Annotated in this window: 21 protein-coding genes; 11 read left to right on the top strand and 10 right to left on the bottom strand. The window is 40.8% G+C overall.

Going from position 1 to position 20053, the window contains the following annotated elements:
* Positions 1–37: 37 nt before the first annotated feature.
* From etrA to ccoN, 9 genes are all read right to left on the bottom strand, one after another.
* Positions 38–790, bottom strand: a complete 753-nt coding sequence (etrA, locus tag BCU57_RS06890; protein WP_102435395.1) for an electron transport transcriptional regulator EtrA — start codon at positions 788–790, stop codon at positions 38–40.
* A 55-nt stretch (positions 791–845) separates the two neighbouring features.
* The gene (locus tag BCU57_RS06885) at positions 846–1535 is read right to left on the bottom strand and encodes a sulfite exporter TauE/SafE family protein (RefSeq protein WP_102435393.1); all 690 of its coding nucleotides are present in this window, start codon (positions 1533–1535) and stop codon (positions 846–848) included.
* Positions 1532–1705: a cbb3-type cytochrome oxidase assembly protein CcoS gene (gene ccoS, locus BCU57_RS06880; RefSeq protein WP_102435391.1), complete on the bottom strand. Its 174-nt coding sequence runs from the start codon at positions 1703–1705 to the stop codon at positions 1532–1534. Before ccoS ends, BCU57_RS06885 begins: the two co-directional genes overlap by 4 nt.
* A complete protein-coding gene (locus tag BCU57_RS06875; RefSeq protein WP_102435389.1) occupies positions 1702–4080 on the bottom strand; it encodes a heavy metal translocating P-type ATPase in 2379 nt (792 codons plus the stop codon). Before BCU57_RS06875 ends, ccoS begins: the two co-directional genes overlap by 4 nt.
* An 8-nt stretch (positions 4081–4088) precedes the next feature.
* Positions 4089–4568, bottom strand: a complete 480-nt coding sequence (locus tag BCU57_RS06870; RefSeq protein WP_076536711.1) for a FixH family protein — start codon at positions 4566–4568, stop codon at positions 4089–4091.
* Between the two features lie 116 nt (positions 4569–4684).
* Positions 4685–5641, bottom strand: coding sequence for a cytochrome-c oxidase, cbb3-type subunit III (ccoP, locus tag BCU57_RS06865; protein ID WP_102439471.1), 957 nt, complete (start codon positions 5639–5641; stop codon positions 4685–4687).
* On the bottom strand, positions 5641–5817 hold the full coding sequence (locus BCU57_RS06860; protein WP_102439470.1) for a cbb3-type cytochrome oxidase subunit 3: 177 nt from the start codon (positions 5815–5817) through the stop codon (positions 5641–5643). The genes ccoP and BCU57_RS06860 overlap by 1 nt, the downstream gene beginning before the upstream one ends.
* 10 nt (positions 5818–5827) lie before the next feature.
* The gene (ccoO, locus tag BCU57_RS06855) at positions 5828–6442 is read right to left on the bottom strand and encodes a cytochrome-c oxidase, cbb3-type subunit II (protein ID WP_102439469.1); all 615 of its coding nucleotides are present in this window, start codon (positions 6440–6442) and stop codon (positions 5828–5830) included.
* Between the two features lie 11 nt (positions 6443–6453).
* Entirely contained in the window at positions 6454–7887 is a 1434-nt protein-coding gene (gene ccoN / locus BCU57_RS06850) for a cytochrome-c oxidase, cbb3-type subunit I (protein ID WP_102439468.1), read from the bottom strand.
* A 271-nt stretch (positions 7888–8158) separates the two neighbouring features.
* Here ccoN and BCU57_RS06845 point away from each other — a divergent pair, with 271 nt between their 5' ends.
* Both BCU57_RS06845 and BCU57_RS06840 read left to right on the top strand, forming a co-directional pair.
* The gene (locus BCU57_RS06845; protein WP_102439467.1) at positions 8159–8617 is read left to right on the top strand and encodes a hypothetical protein; all 459 of its coding nucleotides are present in this window, start codon (positions 8159–8161) and stop codon (positions 8615–8617) included.
* A gap of 78 nt (positions 8618–8695) precedes the next feature.
* Positions 8696–8908 (top strand): hypothetical protein, encoded by a 213-nt coding sequence (locus BCU57_RS06840; protein WP_102439466.1) that lies wholly within the window; start codon positions 8696–8698, stop codon positions 8906–8908.
* 219 nt (positions 8909–9127) lie between these two features.
* On the opposite strand, the gene BCU57_RS06835 is transcribed toward BCU57_RS06840, so the two are convergent.
* Positions 9128–10027: a LysR family transcriptional regulator gene (locus BCU57_RS06835; RefSeq protein ID WP_102439465.1), complete on the bottom strand. Its 900-nt coding sequence runs from the start codon at positions 10025–10027 to the stop codon at positions 9128–9130.
* Positions 10028–10350: 323 nt separating this feature from the next.
* On the opposite strand from BCU57_RS06835, the gene BCU57_RS06830 reads away from it, so the two are divergent.
* The 9 genes from BCU57_RS06830 to BCU57_RS06790 all read left to right on the top strand — a co-directional run bounded on the left by BCU57_RS06830 (position 10351) and on the right by BCU57_RS06790 (position 20022).
* Positions 10351–11085, top strand: a complete 735-nt coding sequence (locus BCU57_RS06830) for a histidine phosphatase family protein (protein WP_102439464.1) — start codon at positions 10351–10353, stop codon at positions 11083–11085.
* A gap of 39 nt (positions 11086–11124) precedes the next feature.
* Positions 11125–11895 (top strand): SDR family oxidoreductase, encoded by a 771-nt coding sequence (locus BCU57_RS06825; RefSeq protein WP_102439463.1) that lies wholly within the window; start codon positions 11125–11127, stop codon positions 11893–11895.
* Positions 11896–11993: 98 nt separating this feature from the next.
* Positions 11994–13172, top strand: coding sequence for an NADH:flavin oxidoreductase (locus tag BCU57_RS06820; protein WP_241903548.1), 1179 nt, complete (start codon positions 11994–11996; stop codon positions 13170–13172).
* Between the two features lie 78 nt (positions 13173–13250).
* On the top strand, positions 13251–14462 hold the full coding sequence (locus BCU57_RS06815) for an acyl-CoA dehydrogenase family protein (protein WP_102439462.1): 1212 nt from the start codon (positions 13251–13253) through the stop codon (positions 14460–14462).
* A 104-nt stretch (positions 14463–14566) separates the two neighbouring features.
* The gene (locus BCU57_RS06810; RefSeq protein WP_102439461.1) at positions 14567–15598 is read left to right on the top strand and encodes a phosphotransferase family protein; all 1032 of its coding nucleotides are present in this window, start codon (positions 14567–14569) and stop codon (positions 15596–15598) included.
* A 54-nt stretch (positions 15599–15652) separates the two neighbouring features.
* Positions 15653–16414, top strand: a complete 762-nt coding sequence (locus BCU57_RS06805) for an SDR family NAD(P)-dependent oxidoreductase (protein WP_102439460.1) — start codon at positions 15653–15655, stop codon at positions 16412–16414.
* A gap of 95 nt (positions 16415–16509) precedes the next feature.
* Positions 16510–18315, top strand: a complete 1806-nt coding sequence (locus BCU57_RS06800; protein WP_102439459.1) for an acyl-CoA dehydrogenase — start codon at positions 16510–16512, stop codon at positions 18313–18315.
* 272 nt (positions 18316–18587) lie between these two features.
* Positions 18588–19049 carry a MaoC family dehydratase gene (locus BCU57_RS06795; RefSeq protein WP_102439458.1) on the top strand — a complete coding sequence of 154 codons (462 nt, stop codon included), beginning with the start codon at positions 18588–18590 and terminating at the stop codon, positions 19047–19049.
* 55 nt (positions 19050–19104) lie between these two features.
* Positions 19105–20022 (top strand): SDR family NAD(P)-dependent oxidoreductase, encoded by a 918-nt coding sequence (locus BCU57_RS06790; RefSeq protein ID WP_102439457.1) that lies wholly within the window; start codon positions 19105–19107, stop codon positions 20020–20022.
* Positions 20023–20053: the final 31 nt, after the last annotated feature.

Raw genomic sequence — 20053 nt, 5'->3', positions numbered from 1 at the left:
ACTTTGAGAGAGATCAAACTTTGAAAAGTTGTTAGGCCTAGGTTGCAATCCGCGAATTACCCGCTAACTGACTCAGTGCTTTATGATCAACAATAGTGATGTATTTGCCTTTAACTTCAATAAAGCCTGACTTTTGAAAACGGCCAAGTAAGCGGCTAATTGTTTCAACTGTTAGCCCAAGGTAATTACCAATATCACCACGGGTCATGGTTAATCTAAATTCATGAGGTGAGAAACCGCGGCTACCAAAACGGTTAGCCAGATTGCTGATAAATGCGGCTAGGCGTTCTTCGGCATTCTTTTTAGATAACAACAAAATCATTTCTTGATCGCTCATGATCTCATTACTCATGAGACGCATTATCTGTTGTCTAAGTTTTGGCATACTGCCCGCTAAGGTATCTAAAGTATCAAACGGTATTTCACATACCATTGCAGTTTCTAATGCTTGGGCAAAACTCTGATGAATTTGAGAATGAATACCATCAAAGCCGATAACGTCACCAGCTAAATGAAAGCCAGTGATTTGTTCATCGCCTTGCTCTGTGATGGTGTAGCTTTTAATTGTGCCAGATCGAATAGCAAATAAAGACTTGAGAGGATCACCAGACTTAAATATTTGGTCACCTTTTTGCACTGGCTTTTTACGCTCAATAATCTCATCGAGTCTATCTAACTCGTTGTTATTAAGCGAGAAGGGGATACATAATGATTCCATACTGCAATCATGACAATGTATCGCACAACCTCCGGTTGATGCTCGAAGTTGTTTAGTTGGGTCTATAGGCATATGTACTCTCAATTAATTACTACTTAGCCATGTTAAACTAATAACAAAGTTACAGCTAGTTTAGCTGCATGATGGCGATATATATAGTTTGTAGCCCAAATACTACAATCAAGATCCCACTTATCATTCGGACCTGCTTTTTTTGTACCCATTGAGCTAACGTTTTCGCCGCTACACCGGCACTGAGTAACGCGGGCAATGTACCTAAACCAAAAGCTAACATGATTAAGGCGCCATCAAGGGCATTACCAGCCGCAACAGCCCAAGTTAAGGTGCTATAGACTAAACCGCATGGTAACCAACCCCATATTATACCAGCCATGACGGCTTGATGTTTATGTTTAATGGGTAACAATTTGTTAGCCAATGGCTTTAAAAAACGCCATAACATTTTGCCCACTTTTTCGATTTGCACGATACCAAACCAAAGCTGGGCGATGTAAAGCCCTGTGGCTATCATCATAATGCCAGCAAAAATACGCAGGCCGATAAGATAGTTATCAAGGTCAAACATATAACCTAAGGCTGCGGTACTGGCTCCAGCTAATGCACCAGCTAGGGTATAACTGAGTATCCTGCCTAGATTGTAGCTTAATAAAAAACTTAACTGATTGGCGAGCTGATTTGATGCTGTATTGGGTAAGTTAGATGCAAATGCGCCAACTAAACCACCACACATGCCAAAGCAATGTGCCGCACCCATTAATCCAACTAAAAAAGCACCCCATACATTGTATTCAATCAATTCTTTTTCTCTGATTCTGTTTCACTTGGTTTATCTTCATCAAATAAAATAGAAACACTTTGACGGTCTAAATCGTCGAATTGTTCACTTTTGACAGCCCAAAAGAAGATGGCAACAGCAATTGCAACAAATAGCATTGCGATAGGAATTAGTACGTAGATGATACTCATATTTTTATCCTGAGTAAGCGTAAGCTGTTAGATACGACAATAATCGAACTAACTGACATTCCAATCGCTGCAATATACGGTACTACATGACCGGTAACCGCTAGCGGTAGAATAATGACATTGTAAGCAAACGCCCAAATTAAGTTTTGTTTTATTATTTTATTTGTTAACTTTGAAACTGTAATTGCTTGATTAAACTTAGATAGTTGATCACCAAGTAAAATCAAATCAGCACTATTTTTAGCGATAGCGCTGCCACTTCCCATCGCGACGGATAAATTGGCTCCGGCTAAAACGGGAGCATCATTAATGCCATCTCCAAACATTGCCACATCTTGTGTTTGTTGTAATTTGTTTATCAAATCTAGTTTATCTTTAGGGTTAAGTCCTGCATAACTATTTTTAACATTAAGCTGCTGTGCGATAGCGTTCACATGGCTGGCACAGTCACCGCTAGCAATACTAACATCGATATTTTGATGTTGAAGTTGTTTTATGGTTTCTAGACTATCTACCCTGAGAGCATCCTTTAGGGAAAAACAGGCTGTAATAATGTCATTCACAGACAACCACAACAGTTTGCCGTTACACTGATTGGCATCGACTCCCACAAATTCAGCATTACCAATTTTAACGACATCAGTATTAATGTTACCTGATATGCCTAAGCCAACGTGATGCTGTATGTCGGTGGCACAAATATCACTGTGAGCATGGGCTTTAAATGCACTGGCAATTGGGTGAAGTGAGCCAGTTTCTAATGCGGCGGCATAGGCTAAAACGGTTTGTTCATTTTGGCTATCGGTTAATACAATATTTTCAAGTGAAATAGTGCCGCAGGTTAAGGTACCGGTTTTATCGAATACGACATGGTTGATACGAGGCAGTTTTTCAAATACCCCAGCTTTTCGGGTGATTATACCCAGTTTGGTAAAAATAGCCGTCGCGCAAGTAATTGCAGTTGGCGTAGCAAGGGCGAGGGCACAAGGACAGGTTGCCACTAATACCGATAATGTCACCCAAAAAGCATCTTCTGGTGAAATTTGTAACCACACCACATAGGTTAACGACGCAATTGCTAAAATCGTACCTGAAAAATAACGCGCTAACCTATCAGCCAGTTTCGCAATAGCAGGTTTGGTGTTTGAAGCCACTTCTTGCAAGCGAATAATTTCAGCGACGAGTTGATCTTGTCCTAAAGCGGTGACTTTTACCGTCAGGGCTTGATCAATATTAATTGTGCCAGCAAATACACTGTCATTAATGGTTTTAATGAGAGGCATTTGCTCACCTGTGAGCATTGATTCATTAAGACCCGATTTCCCTTCAATAATATCCCCATCAGCGGCAACGATATCGCCCGGTCTAACAAGGATAATATCGCCTAATTTTAATCGCTTGGCAGGTATTTCTGAAATATCACCATCAAGTTTTAAATGAGCTGTTAATGGCACCAGTTTATGAAGATTACTTGAATTGACGGATGCAGTTTGTTTGGCTTTTTGTTCAAAATAGCGGCCAAGTAATAGGAAGAAAGTAAACATGGAGACAGATTCAAAATACACTTCTCCATTGCCATTAATCGTTGCAAAACAACTGGCAATATAAGCTCCGGCGATTGCAATTGATACCGATAAGTCCATATTGAGTTTACCGCTAAGTAAACTTCTTATGGCGCTGAAATAAAAAGGCTGAGCAGAATAAAATACCACTGGCGCGGCCAAGGTCATACTGACCCAGCGAAAGTAATCGCGCATTTGAGTATCTTGGAGGGTGAAGTAATCAGAGTACAAGGCCAATGCAAACATCATCACTTGCATGGTAGCAAAACCAGCTAATCCTAAGCGTAATAAAAACTTTCGGCCTTCTGTTTTACTTTGCTTTTCTTGCTCATCCACTTGATAAGGCGCAGCCTGGTAGCCAATACGGCTTATCGCCGCAAGAATTTCACTGAGTTTCAGTGACTCTTCATGCCAACTAACTAAAGCGCGCTGCGTGGTAGAATTTACGCTTATGTTAGTAATACCCGCTAATTGTTTTAGCTTATGTTCAATTAACCATGCGCATGCCGCACAGGTTATACCGTCAATCGAAACTGAAATGGTATTGATACCATCAACTTTGTGGGTAAGGTCTTGTTGAACTTCTGGGATATCATAAGCTGAGTATTGCGCTAATTCAGCTGGGACCAGGGCAGTTTGTTTGCTACCCGGTTCACTTCGATATTGGTAATAACTCGCCAGACCTGAATCAATAATAGCTTGTGAAACCGCCTGACAACCAGGACAGCACATAAGCTGATCTTGGTTGTCGATAAAAGTGGTGAATTCATTGCCAGTTAAAACAGGTTCATTACAGTGATAGCAGTTTTGCATTATATATATTAATTCAACCAGTATTCGACATCATCATGAATTTCAATACGTTGCTGGATTCTCCAGCTTGCATCAAAGCCTTCAAGTCGGACATTCCATGGCCCAGAAATCGCTTCTGATAAACCAATTCGATATGTGCCGTTGCCATCAGCAGTGGCATTAATGTTGAAATCTTTTTCTTCAAGGGTTGGGTGAATAAAACTGACTTTCAATACGGCTTGGTATGCTGGACCGCCATGTTGAGATATTTTAAGTTCGTGATCGTCAACTTCAATTAAGTATTGCATGCCTAAGTTTTTAGCTTGCTTAATTTTACGCAAATCCATATTGATGGCTTTGCCTTCTTTGTAATAATCATCTGAAACCAAGGAGTCAGCATTATCAATGGCGATACTCATCGCAACCATGCTTTTAAGGACAACAACAAAAAGAAGAACAACGATAAACCAAGGCCAAAAGTGCTTATACCAGGGAAGAGGAGCAGACATAAAACGGTCCTAATTATTAACTTTTATTATTAATCTATTTTAACCTGAAAACCATTAATAATCACTTAAAAAAAAGGCCTCGTTTAAACGAGGCCTTTTTTGTTATCAAGCTGTAACTATTTGTTTGATAAGCTATAAACGTATGCAGATACTACATGAACTTTTTCTTCACCTAGGATATCTTTCCACGCTGGCATAACACCTGAACGACCATTTGCAATTGATTGCATAACTTGTAAACGGCTTCCGCCATATAACCAAGCATCATCAGTTAAATTAGGTGCGCCCATAAACTTATTACCAGTGCCATCCATACCATGACAAGCAAAACAGCCTTTCATGAATGAACCTTGACCTTGAGCTGCTAACGTAGCGTCATGATCACGTCCTGATAGTTTAAACACGTATTCAGCTAAGCCACGAATTTCACTATCTTCGATGGGTAATCCGCCTTTAGGAGGCATCATGCCGTTACGACCATTCATCAGCGTTGTCTTAATAGTTGCAGGATCGCCACCATATAACCAATTACCATCGGTTAAATCTGGGAAGCCAACACTACCGCGAGCATCCGAACCATGACATTGAGCACAGTTTTGTAGGAATAAACGCCCACCAACTTTAAGTGCCTCTTCGTCTTTAACTAGCTCTTCAATTGGCGTAGCTAAATAAGCAGCAAAGATAGGGCCGTATTGCTTGTCAGCACTTGCGACTTCACGATCGTACTGAGAAAGGCGTTGCTCTGCAGTAGCTAACTCAACCGCTGCTTTAGACTCTTCGATTGAACGAACACTTTGGTTCGAACTTGTCCAACCAAATAGCCCTTGATAGCTGCCAAGACCGGGGTAAAGTGCTAGATAAATCAAACCAAACACGATACTGATGTAGAACATATAAGACCACCACTTTGGTAGTGGGTTATTGAGTTCTTCAATGCCGTCAAAGCTATGACCCATTGATTCCCCTTCATCAATTCCTGTGTTGTTCTTAGAGCAAGCTCTAAGCAGGAAAAAACAACCGGCGATAACTAATAATGTTGGAAAAATAATCCAAACGTTCCAAAAGATACTCATTACTTATTATCTCCTGAATTATTAGCGCGTGTCGCGATTTCTTCTTCAGAAAAAATCAGATTAGCAGCTTCATCAAATTTGGCTTTGCTTTTTGAGCTATAAGCCCAATAGAAAATACCGGCAAATACCACCATAACAATAATGGTTAGAATGCCTTGTAATGTTCCATAATCCATAATTGCCTCCTTATTTCAGTGCATGACCTAAAGACTGAAGATAAGCAATTAACGCTTCAAGTTCAGTTTTGCCTTTAACAGCAGCTTCAGCACCTGCAATTTCTTCCGCGGTATACAAATTATGATCCGGGTGGAAATTACTTAAGATTTGCATTTTATTGCCCGTTAGTTTTCCATCTAATTTGGTATCTGCTAACCAAGGGTAAGCAGGCATATTAGATTGAGGCACTACACTACGTGGGTCGATTAAATGCACTTCATGCCATTTATCACTGTAACGACCGCCAACACGGGCTAAGTCAGGACCAGTACGTTTAGACCCCCACTGAAATGGGTGGTCCCAAACTGATTCGCCAGCAACAGAGTAGTGACCGTAACGTTCAGTTTCGGCACGTAAAGGACGGATCATTTGGCTGTGACAGTTGTAACAACCTTCACGGACATAAATATCACGACCTTCAATCTGCAAAGCATTGTACGGCTTTAAACCTTCAACTGGTTCAGTAGTATCTTTTTGGAAAAGCAAAGGGGTGATCTGTACTAGACCACCGAAACTAATTGCGATTACAGTAAAAATACCAAGCAGGCCGATGTTTTTTTCGATTATTTCATGATTAAATTTCATCGTTCTGCTCCTTATGCTTTGGCTTCAGCTAATGCTGGAAGGGTGTCTTTAGGGGCATTAACGGTACGCAACACGTTATACGCCATGATAAACATACCCGTTAAGAAGAACACACCACCAATAAAGCGAACAAAGTAGAACGGATAAGATGCTTCTAAGCTTTCAACAAAGCTATAAGTCAAAGTACCGTCAGAGTTAACTGCGCGCCACATTAGACCTTGCATCACACCAGAGATCCACATTGATACTATGTATAAAACTGTACCAATTGTCGCTAACCAGAAATGGACGTTAACTAGGCTAGTACTGTACATACGGCCATGGCCAAATAGCACAGGAATTAAATGGTATAAAGAACCAATTGAAACCATCGCAACCCAACCAAGCGCACCAGAGTGAACGTGACCAACAGTCCAGTCAGTGTAATGAGACAGTGCGTTTACGGTTTTAATTGCCATCATTGGTCCTTCGAAGGTAGACATACCATAGAAAGATAATGAAACAACTAAGAAACGTAATACTGGATCTGTACGCAGTTTATGCCAAGCACCAGACAGTGTCATAATACCGTTAATCATACCGCCCCAAGAAGGTGCGAATAAAATTAGCGACATCACCATACCCAATGTTTGTGTCCAATCAGGTAAAGCAGTGTAATGAAGATGATGCGGACCTGCCCAGATATATAACGCAATCAATGCCCAAAAGTGAACAATTGATAAACGGTAAGAATATACCGGACGACCAGCTTGCTTAGGTACAAAATAGTACATCATACCTAAGAAACCTGCTGTTAATAAGAAACCAACAGCGTTATGGCCATACCACCACTGCACCATGGCATCTACTGCGCCAGAATACATTGAATAGGATTTGAATAAGCTTACTGGTACCGCCATTGAGTTAACAATGTGCAATACTGCAACCGTAATGATGAAAGCACCGAAGAACCAGTTTGCAACGTAAATATGCGATGTTGTTCGTTTGATAATGGTACCAAAGAACACAATTGCATAACTCACCCAGACAATGGTAATGGCGATATCAATCGGCCACTCAAGTTCTGCATATTCTTTACCAGAGGTGAAACCCATTGGTAATGTAATTGCAGCAGAGAGGATAATGGCTTGCCATCCCCAAAACGTGAAAGCAGCTAATTTAGGTGCAAACAGTTTGGTTTGACAAGTGCGTTGTACGATATAGTAGGATGTTGCGAAAAGGGCTGAAGTACCAAACGCGAAAATCACGGCATTCGTATGTAAAGGTCGTAAACGACTATACGTTAACCATGGAGTTTCAAAGTTTAGTTGTGGCCAGATTAACTGGGCCGCAATCAATACACCAACTGCCATACCAACGATTCCCCACAATACTGTGGTTAATGCAAATTGGCGAACAACGGTGTAATTGTAATCAGCGCCTGTAGGCTGGGAATGGTTCATCATAATGCTTCCACGGCTTATTACTTTTACTTTAAAATTAGTAAAGAAAGATCTTTACCTGTTTAGGGTGACAGGTGGTTAAAAAAGTATCTATTTTAGAGTTGCTTTTTTAATTATTGTCAAGGTGTTACCTCATGTTTTTTATAACTATCACGAGGCAATGCAATGATACTTGAGCTAAGTCAAAAAAGATATATGTGAGCTAGGTGTAAACTTGATCTAGATCAATTTCCTAAAGATAATGTTATCAATATGAATCGAGAGGTTAAAAGTTGTGCAGTTTTTAACAAAATGGATTGTTGGCTCTTTTTTTATAGTGTTTTTAGGTGGATGTAATCCTCAATCAAACACTAAAACAGTAACATCTGATGTAATAGACAGCAGTTTGTGCCAATTTCAACAAGGGGTATGTAAGTTAAATGTTAACAGTGTCGACATTATGCTGATGATTAACCCCGTTTTCACACCAAGTGAAAAACCTTTGAGTATCGATTTACACTTTTCCGTCCCTGTCACTGATGTAAAAATGCGAATCGAAGGAAGAGACATGTTCATGGGGGTAATACCGGTAAATCTTACTGCAGAAAAAAACAGTAATCCTAACCACTATAAAGGTAGTGCTATTTACGGTTCCTGTAGTAGTAATTATATGGTTTGGCGCGCGATAGTTAACTATTCAATTGATGGAAAGCCGCAATCAGCATGGTTTGATTTTTTAGCTGACAATAAATAGTTAAAGACAAAGGTTGAATCTTATTGATAATCATTCTCAATTAGATATAATAGCCAAAAAATCAATTGAGAAAATAGTATGTCCCAATTAAACATTTCAATATCCATCGATAAACTTGCTAAGTTAATTCAATCAGGCCAATTGTGCGTTGCTGACTTTAGAAGTTTAGACACTCAAACAAAGCAACAGTTATGGCAATTATGTCTGCTCAGTTGTAAAGAACGGATACACTGCCAGCATCCTGCCGATAACCCTAACAACTTAATAGAAATGTTTTCTGAGTTAGGGTGATTTAAGCATTATGAAAACTAAAATCACCTTCTTTAAACCAAGTTAGTACTACCGACATAGTGAATGTCAAACTTCATTAGTAGATGACGAGTTGGTACCTCAAAACGTTAACAGTGCTTAACTACAGCTTGCATCAAACTTTCAAATCAAAGCCAATATTATTGATTAAGTCTAGGTTCAGTTACTGACAAGCTTTTAACGGGCCAATTAATTGTTAGTTTAGTTATTTGATGCCGCCATAATCATTTTATTACGAAGCCACTTATTAGCGGGCTCTTTATCGACATTCACATGCCAATATAAATGCACGTCAATGCCCGGCAATTCAACAGGCATCGGATAAATGTTGATATCAAACAATTCACTGTACATCTCAGCTGCTCTTCTAGGCAATGTGAGCAACATATCGTTATTGGTGATAATACGGCATGCCGAAAAAGGATGTTGGCAGCGTAATGATATTTTACGATGTAAGCCTAAGCGTGATAATTCAAAATCTTCAAGTCCTGGCCCTGTTGAGCGCGAAGACACTAAAACATGTTGAAGATGTAAATAAGTATCCAAATCTAAGCTGCTATTAATAGTAGGGTGATCCTTGCGTGCCACCACCACCACTTGATCTAGTTCTAGTTGGGTATGCAAAATATTATTGCTAACAGGAATAAGTGCATCAATGGCTAAATCGATATCGCCACTGGCTAATTTATTTTCTAAATCACTACGCCTTACGCGTTTATTACTGCGTAGATTTATCGTCGGAGACTCTTTAGATAAACTTTGCTGTAGTGGCGGTAAATAGTAGGGTTCTAATGAACCATGCAATGACAGTGAAAAATTTTCACGGGAGGTTGACGGCTCAAACTGCCTTGATTGCACCAAACAAACCTGTAGCTGATGTAAGGCTTCACGCACATCCGCAATAACATTCTTTGCCACCGGCGTCGGTCTCATTTCATTACCTTGTCGCACAAATAAAGCATCATCAAAGTGAGCACGCAACTTACCTAAGGAATGACTGACTGCGGGTTGAGACAAATTTAGTACAGAAGCCGCTTTTGTAATATTTCCCTCACAATAAATTGCATCAAAAACCACAAACAAATTTAAATCTATTTTCATGCTGACACCATTGCATCCTTGCTAAAAATCTACACTGCTAACTTTAATCAAAAAAATTCAACCTACGCTGGTTAAAATTTATCAGCCTAACTATTTAAAATATAAATAGTAGGGTATAAGAACTATTCATTTGTTTAATCTAGGTTGCAACCTTAGCATAGTCAAGTCGGTTTTAAACAGCCTGATTACAAAGGTAACTAAACCACCAGCAGTTGTTAGTCAATAAACGTGCAGGTGGTAATTAAAAGCTATAAACAAATTGAAGCATCAATAAACGTTTTTTGTTTCGCTGCTTAAAACCCAATATCACACTGAGTATTTATATGGCTGCAATATATTTGATAAGACATGGGCAAGCTTCTTTTGGAAGTGCTGATTACGATCAGCTGTCAAAAAAAGGTGAACAACAAGCACAGCTTCTTGGTGAATATTGGCGCGCAAGAGCCCAGCCAAGTAAGTTTTATTGTGGCGATCTGTTACGCCATGGGCAAACATTATCTGGATTTAATAAAGGTTATCAAACCAGCACAGTACCGATGATTATTCACTCGGGCTTTAATGAATTTGACCATGTTGATATTTTAAAAAAACACCACCCTCAATGGCAAAACTTCCCCAAGATGAGTGAAGATATCAATAAATTGCAGCACCCCAATAAAACCTTTCAAAAAGAATTTGCACTGGCGTTAGAACGCTGGATGTTCAGTGATAAACATGACGAATATAAAGAAAGCTGGCCGCAGTTCAAGTTACGCTGCATCCGTGCGCTACAAAATATAATCGATCAAGAGTTGGCCACTAAACGCCAGCTTAGTGCTAATGATGACAATGCAAAAAAATCAAAAGATATATTGGTATTTACTTCCGGCGGAACAATTTCAGTCATCATTCAACATATCCTTAAATTAACCAATAAAGAATTATTGATGATAAATCAGCAGGTTAGAAATACCAGTGTTACTAAATTATTATTTTCAGAACAGATGCTAAGTATCGATTATTTAAATAATTATAGTCATTTAGAGCAAGCAGGAGAAGACTGGGTAACCTTTAGATAACGCCGCATAAAACAACTTAAAAATAGATAGGGATTAAGCATGGCAGAGATCAACTTATTTGATTTAACAGGGAAAGTAGCATTAGTCACTGGCGCGAGTCGTGGTATTGGTGAAAGTATTGCGAAACTTTTAGGCCAGTACGGCGCGCATGTTATCGTTTCAAGTCGAAAACTTGATGCGTGTAATAAAGTGGTCGATGACATTGTTATCGCTGGCGGCAGTGCAGAGGCAATTGCATGTCATATTGGTGAGATGGAACAAATAGACTCGCTGTTTGCCGCTATTACACAAAAGCATGGCAAGTTAGATATTTTAGTGAACAATGCCGCCGCTAATCCATATTTCGGCCACATTATGGATACTGATTTAAGTGCCTTTCAAAAAACTGTCGACGTTAACATTCGTGGCTATTTCTTTATGTCTACCCAAGGCGCTAAATTGATGAAGCAAAGTGGCGGTGGATCTATTGTCAATGTGGCATCCGTTAATGGCGTTATCCCGGGTGATTATCAAGGTATATATTCGATAACCAAAGCTGCGGTAATTTCAATGACGCACGCTTTTGCCAAAGAATGTGCTCAGTTTAATATTCGAGTTAATGCGTTACTACCTGGCGGCACAGATACTAAATTTGCCTCGGCATTAGTCGACAACCCTAAAATCCTCAAACAAATGATGCATCACGTGCCAATGAAACGTGTGGCGCAGCCAGACGAAATGGCCGGCACAGTATTGTATCTCGTCTCTAACGCTTCTAGCTATACCACAGGCACCGCGATTAATGTGGATGGTGGCTATTTAATCGGTTAATTAACGAGATTATGGCAAAAGCCGTTATTAATAGCAGTCAATTCGCATCAAATAACTAAAAACAATAACCAATAAAAACCCGTGTTAGGAAAAAAATTATGAGCAGTCAAAACAGCACTATTTCAAGCAACAGCACTATTTCTAACAACAGCACTCCGAATAACACCAATAATAGTATCGATAAACTATTTGAATCTTTCAGCAGCAAAAGTTTGTCATTAAAAAATAAAACCGTGATGGCACCAATGACACGTGCCTTTTCGCCAAACTATGTGCCTACTGCAGATGTTGCGGCTTACTATCGTCGCCGCGCAGAAGGTGATGTAGGTTTAATTATTACCGAAGGTACCTTTATTTCCCATAAAGCGGCTAACGGTTATGAAAACGTGCCCGCGATTTATGGAGAGAAGGCCCTTGCAGGCTGGAAGCATGTGGTAGATGAAGTACACGCCGCTGGCGGAAAAATTGCCCCTCAGCTTTGGCATGTGGGGTCTGTCAGAAAATTAGGCATAGGTCCAGATAAAGAAGCGCCTGCCCATAGTCCGTCTGGTTTATACAAACCTGGCGCAGAAAATGGTGTCGCTATGACTCAGGCCGATATTGATGACGTTGTTGCTTCATTTGCCCAAGCAGCATTGGATGCGAAAAATATTGGATTTGATGCTATCGAAGTGCATGGGGCACATGGTTACTTAGTTGATCAGTTTTTCTGGGAAGGCACCAACCAACGCCATGATAAATATGGTGGCTCACTTGAAAATCGCACTCGTTTCGGTGTTGAGATTGTCAAAGCCATACGTGCAGCTGTAGGTGCAGACTTTACAATTATTTTCCGATTTTCTCAGTGGAAACAACAAGATTATAGCGCCAAGCTTTGCCAAACCCCTGAGGAATTAGAAACTTTCTTATGTTTACTCAGCAATGCCGGTGTCGATATATTCCACGCAAGTACCCGACGCTTTTGGGTTGCTGAGTTTAAAGGTTCAGATCTTAATTTAGCGGGCTGGACTAAAAAGCTTACCAATAAACCCGTTATTACAGTGGGTAATGTTGGTTTAGATGCTGACTTTATCGGTGAAGGTAACGCCGATCTTTCTGGCACATCTAACCCAACGGGTATTGATGAATTACTGATCCGTTTAAATAACGATGAGTTTGACTTAGTGGGTATTGGCCGCGCTTTACTCGTTGATCCGCAGTGGGTAAATAAGATTAAGTCCAATGCGATAGACGAGATTAAACCATTTAACAAAAAATCACTGATGTCGCTTAGTTGATTGTTAACTGACGACATGACCTGCGTACTGCACTGTTTGTAATGCAAAAAATGATGTTCAGATTGAAAGGGGAATAAAATGGATTTTGAATACAGTCCTAAAGTTCAGCAGCTAATGAAACGTGTCAGCAAATTTATGGATTTACATATTTTTCCTAACGAAGCAGCAATGCATAAACAAGTTGAACTTGAACCTTGGTCAACCCCTCCTTTAATGGAAGAGCTCAAGGCAATCGCAAAAGCGGAAGGCTTATGGAATTTATTTTTACCGGTTACCTATGGCAAATATAGTGCAGGGTTAACCAACCTTGAATATGCACCGCTGGCAGAGTTAATGGGCCGAGTCATGTGGGCGCCTGAAGTATTTAACTGCGCTGCACCTGACACTGGCAATATGGAAGTATTAGCTCGTTACGGTAACGAAGCCCAAAAGAAACAATGGTTAGAACCATTACTGGAAGGCAAAATTCGTTCAGCTTTTGCGATGACAGAGCCAGAAGTCGCTTCAAGTGATGCGACCAATATTGAATTACGTATAGAACGTGACGGTAATGAATATGTCATTAATGGCCGTAAATTCTATATCAGTGGCGCATGCCGAAAGCAATGTGAAATTATGATTGTGATGGGTAAAACGGATCCAACAAATAGCAATCGCTACGTACAGCAGTCACAGGTGCTGGTACCAATGGATACCCCTGGTGTGACTTTAGTCAGGCCGATGAAGGTATTTGGTTTTGATGACTCGCCAGAAGGCCACGCTGAAGTCATGTTTGACAATGTCCGTGTACCTGTTGCAAACATTATTGTTGGTGAGGGCAAAGGTTTTGAAATCGCTCAAGGTCGCTTAGGCCCTGGGCGGATACATCATTGCATGCGCTCAGTTGGCATCGCCCAGCGGGCTTTAGATTTAATGTGTAAACGTGTCAGTGAACGCATTGTGTTTGGTCAGCCGATGATAAAACAACAATCGGTACGTGAAGATATTGCAAAGTCAGCCTGTCAGATTGAACAAGCGCGATTGATGACGTTAAAAGCAGCCCAAAAAATGGACACCGAAGGCAATAAAGCCGCTAAAGATTTAATCGCCATGATTAAAATTGTTGCCCCGAATATGTCCCTTGATGTCATCGACCGTGCAATCCAATGCCATGGGGCTGTGGGTGTTAGCCAAGATACATTTTTAGCTCATGCTTGGGCTGGGCAACGAACCTTACGTTTAGCTGATGGACCCGATCAGGTGCATATGATGCAACTGGGACGTGACTTAGTTAAGAAGGTAGCGAATTAACATCTGGCATCACCTGACTGTAATCAAAAGGGTGAAGTGGTTTTGATTCGCGACACTAAATTAAGTTAACTATTGACCCTAAGTGGTCTAAAAGAGAATTGCCAATGTTAGACGATAATTTAATAGACCTTAAACAATTAACTCAGTATCTAGAGCGCCATATTGCGGGTTTTAAGGGTCCCATTACGCTTGAAAAGTTTGCCGGTGGCCAGTCTAACCCGACGTTTAAATTGCAAGCGGCAACAGGTAACTATGTGCTGCGCAGGCAACCACCTGGCAAGTTGCTAAAGTCAGCCCATGCTGTGGATCGCGAATATAAAGTGATCAAAGCATTGCAAGATACTAAGGTGCCAGTCGCAAAGGTATATCACTTATGTGAGGACCCAAACATCATCGGCTCGATGTTCTATGTGATGGAGTATTGCGATGGCACTGTGTATTGGAGTGCATCTTTATCTGACATAGCCACGAATGAGCAACGTACAGCAATGTATGATGAAATGAACAAAGTATTGGTAGCGCTGCATAGTGTTGATGTCGAGCAGGTAGGGTTAAGTGATTATGGTAAAGCAGGTAACTATTTTGAGCGTCAATTAGCCCGTTGGACTTCTCAATACCGCCAGACTGAAATTACCCCCATTAAAGCGATGAATGATCTAAGCCAATGGCTAGAAGCGAATTTACCTAATGATGACGGTCGAAGCTGTCTAGTCCATGGCGATTTTCGCCTAGACAATATGATGTTTGCCAAAGACTCAGCCAAGGTCATTGCACTGCTTGATTGGGAATTATCAACGTTAGGCCACCCGTATGCTGATTTAGCTTATCAATGTATGCAACTAAGAATGCCTGCAGGTATGGGTAGCATCGACGGATTGAAAGGTGTCGATCGTACTAGTTTAGGTATCCCTACCGAAGAGGAATATGTAGCCCGATATTGCCAAAGAATGGGTATCGAGCGCATTGAAAATTGGGTGTTTTATCTCGCATTTAGTTTCTTCAGGTTAGCCGCTATTGCTCAAGGCGTTGCTAAACGCGCATCCCAAGGCAATGCATCAAACGAAAATGCTAATAAAGTCGGCGCATTTGTCGAACCGTTAGCAAAAATGGCCCTACAAGTAATCGCCCAAAAATAACTTGCAGCTTTCACTGCTATAACCAAATAAACCACGAATTACAGGAGTTATCTCATGGATCCATTATTAGATTTTAGCGGTAAAGTCGCCATCATAACCGGGGCGGCACAAGGTTTTGGACAACTACTTGCCCAAGAACTAGCAAATCGCGGCGCTAAACTAGTGATCAGCGATATCAATGAAGCAGGTGTTCATAAAGTGGCAGATGATATTGCGGCAACAGGCGCAGAAATTCTAGCCATGAAATGCGATGTTTCAAAAAATGACCAGTGTAAATTAATGGTAGACACTGCCATGGACGTATTTGGTCGTGTAGATATTGGAGTCAATAACGCCGGGGTTGCCCATGAGTTTATGCCGTTTCATCAGATAGATGAATCTATTATGGATAGCCAATTTGCGGTAAACGTTAAAGGTGTGCAATTTGGCATGCGTCATCAAATACAACAAATGCTGACCCAAGGAGAAGGGGTCATTCTTAATGTCAGTTCTATGGCGGGTATTGGCGGCGCGGCATTAGGCAGTGCTTATTCAATGGCAAAACACGCGGTTATTGGCTTAACCAAAACCGCTGCGGTTGAATATGGCCGCGCCAATATACGGGTTAATGCAATTTGTCCATTCTTTACGCTAACCCCTATGGTCACCAATTTTGCAGATGCTGAGCAGCAACAAAAAATGAGCCGCGGCGCACCTATGAAACGCCTCGGTGAGCCCAAAGAAATAGTCGCGGTGATGTTGATGATGCTATCGCCAGCAAATACCTATATGACAGGCCAATGTATCGCAGTAGATGGCGGAGTATCAGCCCTTTAAAAGGCAACTTTTAGCCAGAGTGAGTTAGTCACGCTTAGGGAATCACTGTTTTATAGGATTTACAGCGAGTTTTTGACCAATAAAGAGAACAAATTATGCCAGCTAGTTTAATGAATCAACGCGATCTTGAATTTATGCTTTATGAACTGTTTGATAGTGAGGCTTTGATTACTCGTGAGCGTTACCAAGATCATGATCGACAAACATTTAATGAAGTCGTTAATACCGCTAAAGCCATTGCAGAGAAGCATTTTCTTCCCATTCGCCAAAAGTTAGATACACATCAACCGACATTTGATGGCACTAAAGTGCATCTCATACCTGAATTAAAACCTGCTATTGATGCCGTCAATGAATCAGGTATTGCTGCAGCCACCGCAGATTACGATGTCGGTGGAATGCAACTGCCGCCAATTGTCGCCAGTGCAGCTGGCGCTTATCTTAGTGTGGCTGGGGGCGTAGGTATGGGTTACAACATGCTAACAACGGCAAACGCCAATTTACTTGAAGCCCACGGCAGTGATGAACTGATTGAAACCTGGGTTAAACCAATGCGTGAAGGTCGCTTCATGGGTACCATGGCGATGACTGAACCGGGAAGTGGCTCTGGTTTAGGGGATTTAACCACCAAAGCGATTAAAGCTGAAGATGGCAGTTATCGCATAACGGGTAATAAAATATTTATTTCGGGCGGTGATCACGATCTCAGTGAAAATATCGTCCATTTGGTGCTTGCCCGTCTCCGTGGCGCACCGCAAGGGGTAAAAGGTATTTCACTTTTTGTCGTCCCTAAATTTTTATTAAATGAAGACGGCACAATCGGTAACGATAATGAAGTGGCATTGGCAGGATTATTTCATAAAATGGGCGGCCGGGCGCAAACCTCAACGGCGCTGAGTTTTGGTGAAAAAAATGGTTCAATAGGTTACTTGGTGGGTGAAGAACATTGCGGTTTGAAATACATGTTTCACATGATGAATGAAGCCCGCATCATGGTCGGCATGAGTGGCGCTGTACTTGCGGTCGCCGGTTATCAGTACTCAGTTGATTATGCCAAAAACCGTCCACAAGGTCGTTTACCTTCTTGTAAAGACCCGTTATCCCCTATGGTCAATATTATTGAGCATGCAGATGTAAAACGTATGCTATTAGCGCAAAAGGCCATTGCAGAAGGTGCTTTATCATTAGTGTTATACGGCACCCAATTAAGTGATGACGAGAAAACAGCGCCAACCATAGAGCAACGACAATATGCTCACACGCTATTAGACTTTTTAACCCCCATCATTAAAACCTGGCCATCTGAATATGGGCCTAAAGCCAACTCCTATGCGATTCAGGTAATGGGAGGCCATGGTTATATTAATGAGCATCCTGTGGAAATGTTCTATCGTGATAACCGTCTTAATCCGATACACGAAGGCACAACAGGCATTCAATCATTAGATTTAATGACCCGCAAAGTGCCTATGAACAAGATGCAGGGTTATATAGCAACATTGGACGAAATAACTAAAACCATTGCTGTAGCAAAAAAACACCCAAATTTAAAAGTGTTTTCGAGTCAGTTAAGTGATGCAGTAAGGTTATTAAAAATTACTACTGACTCAGTATTAACGGCAATGTCGACTGAAAATATAGACTTAGCATTAGCCAACTCAGTTAAATATCTGGAATTGTTTGGCCACATTATTATTGCATGGCTATGGTTAAAACAAGCGATAGTAGCCACAGAAGCACTCAGTAAAAAGCCGCATCAAGCAGATGAAAACTTTTATCAAGGTAAGCTGCAGGCTCAGCAATATTTTTATCGATTTGAACTACCGAAAATTGAGCTCTGGTCAACCATTTTGTTAACCTCTGACAGTACAAGTTTTGATATGCAACCTGATTGGTTTTAAAGGTTGTATTGTGTATCTGGTGATTTTGAAGCTTAACTTATAAATTAATTTATAACCCCCTCAAAAGCATGATTGATTTTATCAGTCATGCTTTTTTATTATCAGGGTAAATTTTCATTCAATTTATCTTTTTAACTTCCACATCTACTATTCGCTACGGGAATGTGAAGGTATCAAAACTATTCATTTGTTTAATCTTGTTGCTCACATTAGCATGAGTTAATGCTTAATTTTTATTCATTAATTAAATGTGACAAGGGAATGACAACATAATGCCAACAGTAATTAATAGAGAAGACATTGGAAAGTATATCGGCTTTCAAGCTGAGGCTACTGATTGGCATACCATTACTCAAGAGCAAATAAACCAATTTGCAGATTGCACGCTCGATCATCAATTTATCCATGTAGATGAACAAAAAGCCAAATCGACCCCCTTCGGCAGCACCATTGCTCACGGTTTTTTATCTTTGTCTATGTTGTCTCATTTTGCCGAAGACTTCAGCGTCATCATCGATGGTTTTTATATGGGCTTAAATGCCGGTTTCGATAAAGTGCGATTTTTACAACCTGTAACGGTTAACAGTCGTGTTCGTGCTTTTGCAAAAACCTTATCTATTGAAGAGAAAAAACCAGGACAATTTAGATTATCTACCGAAGTAACAATAGAAATAGAAGGCTGTGATACACCAGCGCTGGTTGCTCAATGGATTTCAGTACAAATGGTTAAATAAAGACTTTTCTGGAACCACAATAACAAGAAAGAAATATAACAATTAGGAAATCATTATGACGATGAGTTTTGACGGAAAAGTGGCAATAGTTACTGGCGCTGGAAATGGTTTAGGGCGTTCTCACGCATTAGAGTTAGCTAAAAGAGGCGCTAAAGTGGTGGTTAACGATTTAGGCGGTGCTCGAGATGGCAGCGGCGCTTCAAGTGCAGCCTCTCAAGAAGTGGTTAGATTGATTGAGACTATGGGCGGAGAAGCCATAAGTCATGGTGCTAATGTGGCTAATTTTAACGAAGTGGAAGACATGGTGCAGCAGGCCATGGCGAAGTGGGGGCGGGTTGATATTCTTATCAACAATGCTGGTATCTTACGCGATAAATCATTTTCTAAAATGCTCCTAGATGACTTCAAGTTAGTGATGGATGTCCACGTTATGGGATCAGTGAACTGCACTAAAGCGGTTTGGGAAATCATGAAACAGCAAAATTATGGCCGTATTGTGATGACCACATCCTCAAGTGGCATGTACGGTAACTTTGGCCAGTCAAATTATGGCGCGGCGAAAATGGCGGTGTTAGGTTTGATGAATACCTTAGTACTTGAAGGCGCTAAAAATAACATTCGAATTAATGCCTTAGCGCCTACTGCAGGTACACGAATGACGGAAGATTTAATGCCAGAAGAAATTGTAAAAGCATTCGCACCTGAGGCGGTAACTGCTGGGATGCTAACCTTATGTGATGATGAAGCGCCTAATCGATTCATTTTATGTGCCGGAGCTGGCGGGTATTCTAGCGCAAGCATCTTTGAAACGGACGGGTGCTTTTTACCTCAATCTTCACAAACCCCAGAACAAGTCCGTGCTCATTGGGATGAGTTAACGGCGCAAGAAAGCCAAACAGAACTAACTTCAGGCGCCAAGCAAGGTGAGAAATTTGTTATGAAAGCAATGGCGTTTATGCAATCTCAGCACTAATTCTTAAACTAATAATTTTACATACAATCAT

Source organism: Shewanella sp. 10N.286.48.B5 (assembly GCF_002874355.2).
Classification (GTDB): domain Bacteria; phylum Pseudomonadota; class Gammaproteobacteria; order Enterobacterales; family Shewanellaceae; genus Shewanella.
Note: the sequence above shows the minus strand (reverse complement) of the source record. Positions and strands in the feature narration are given on the sequence as shown.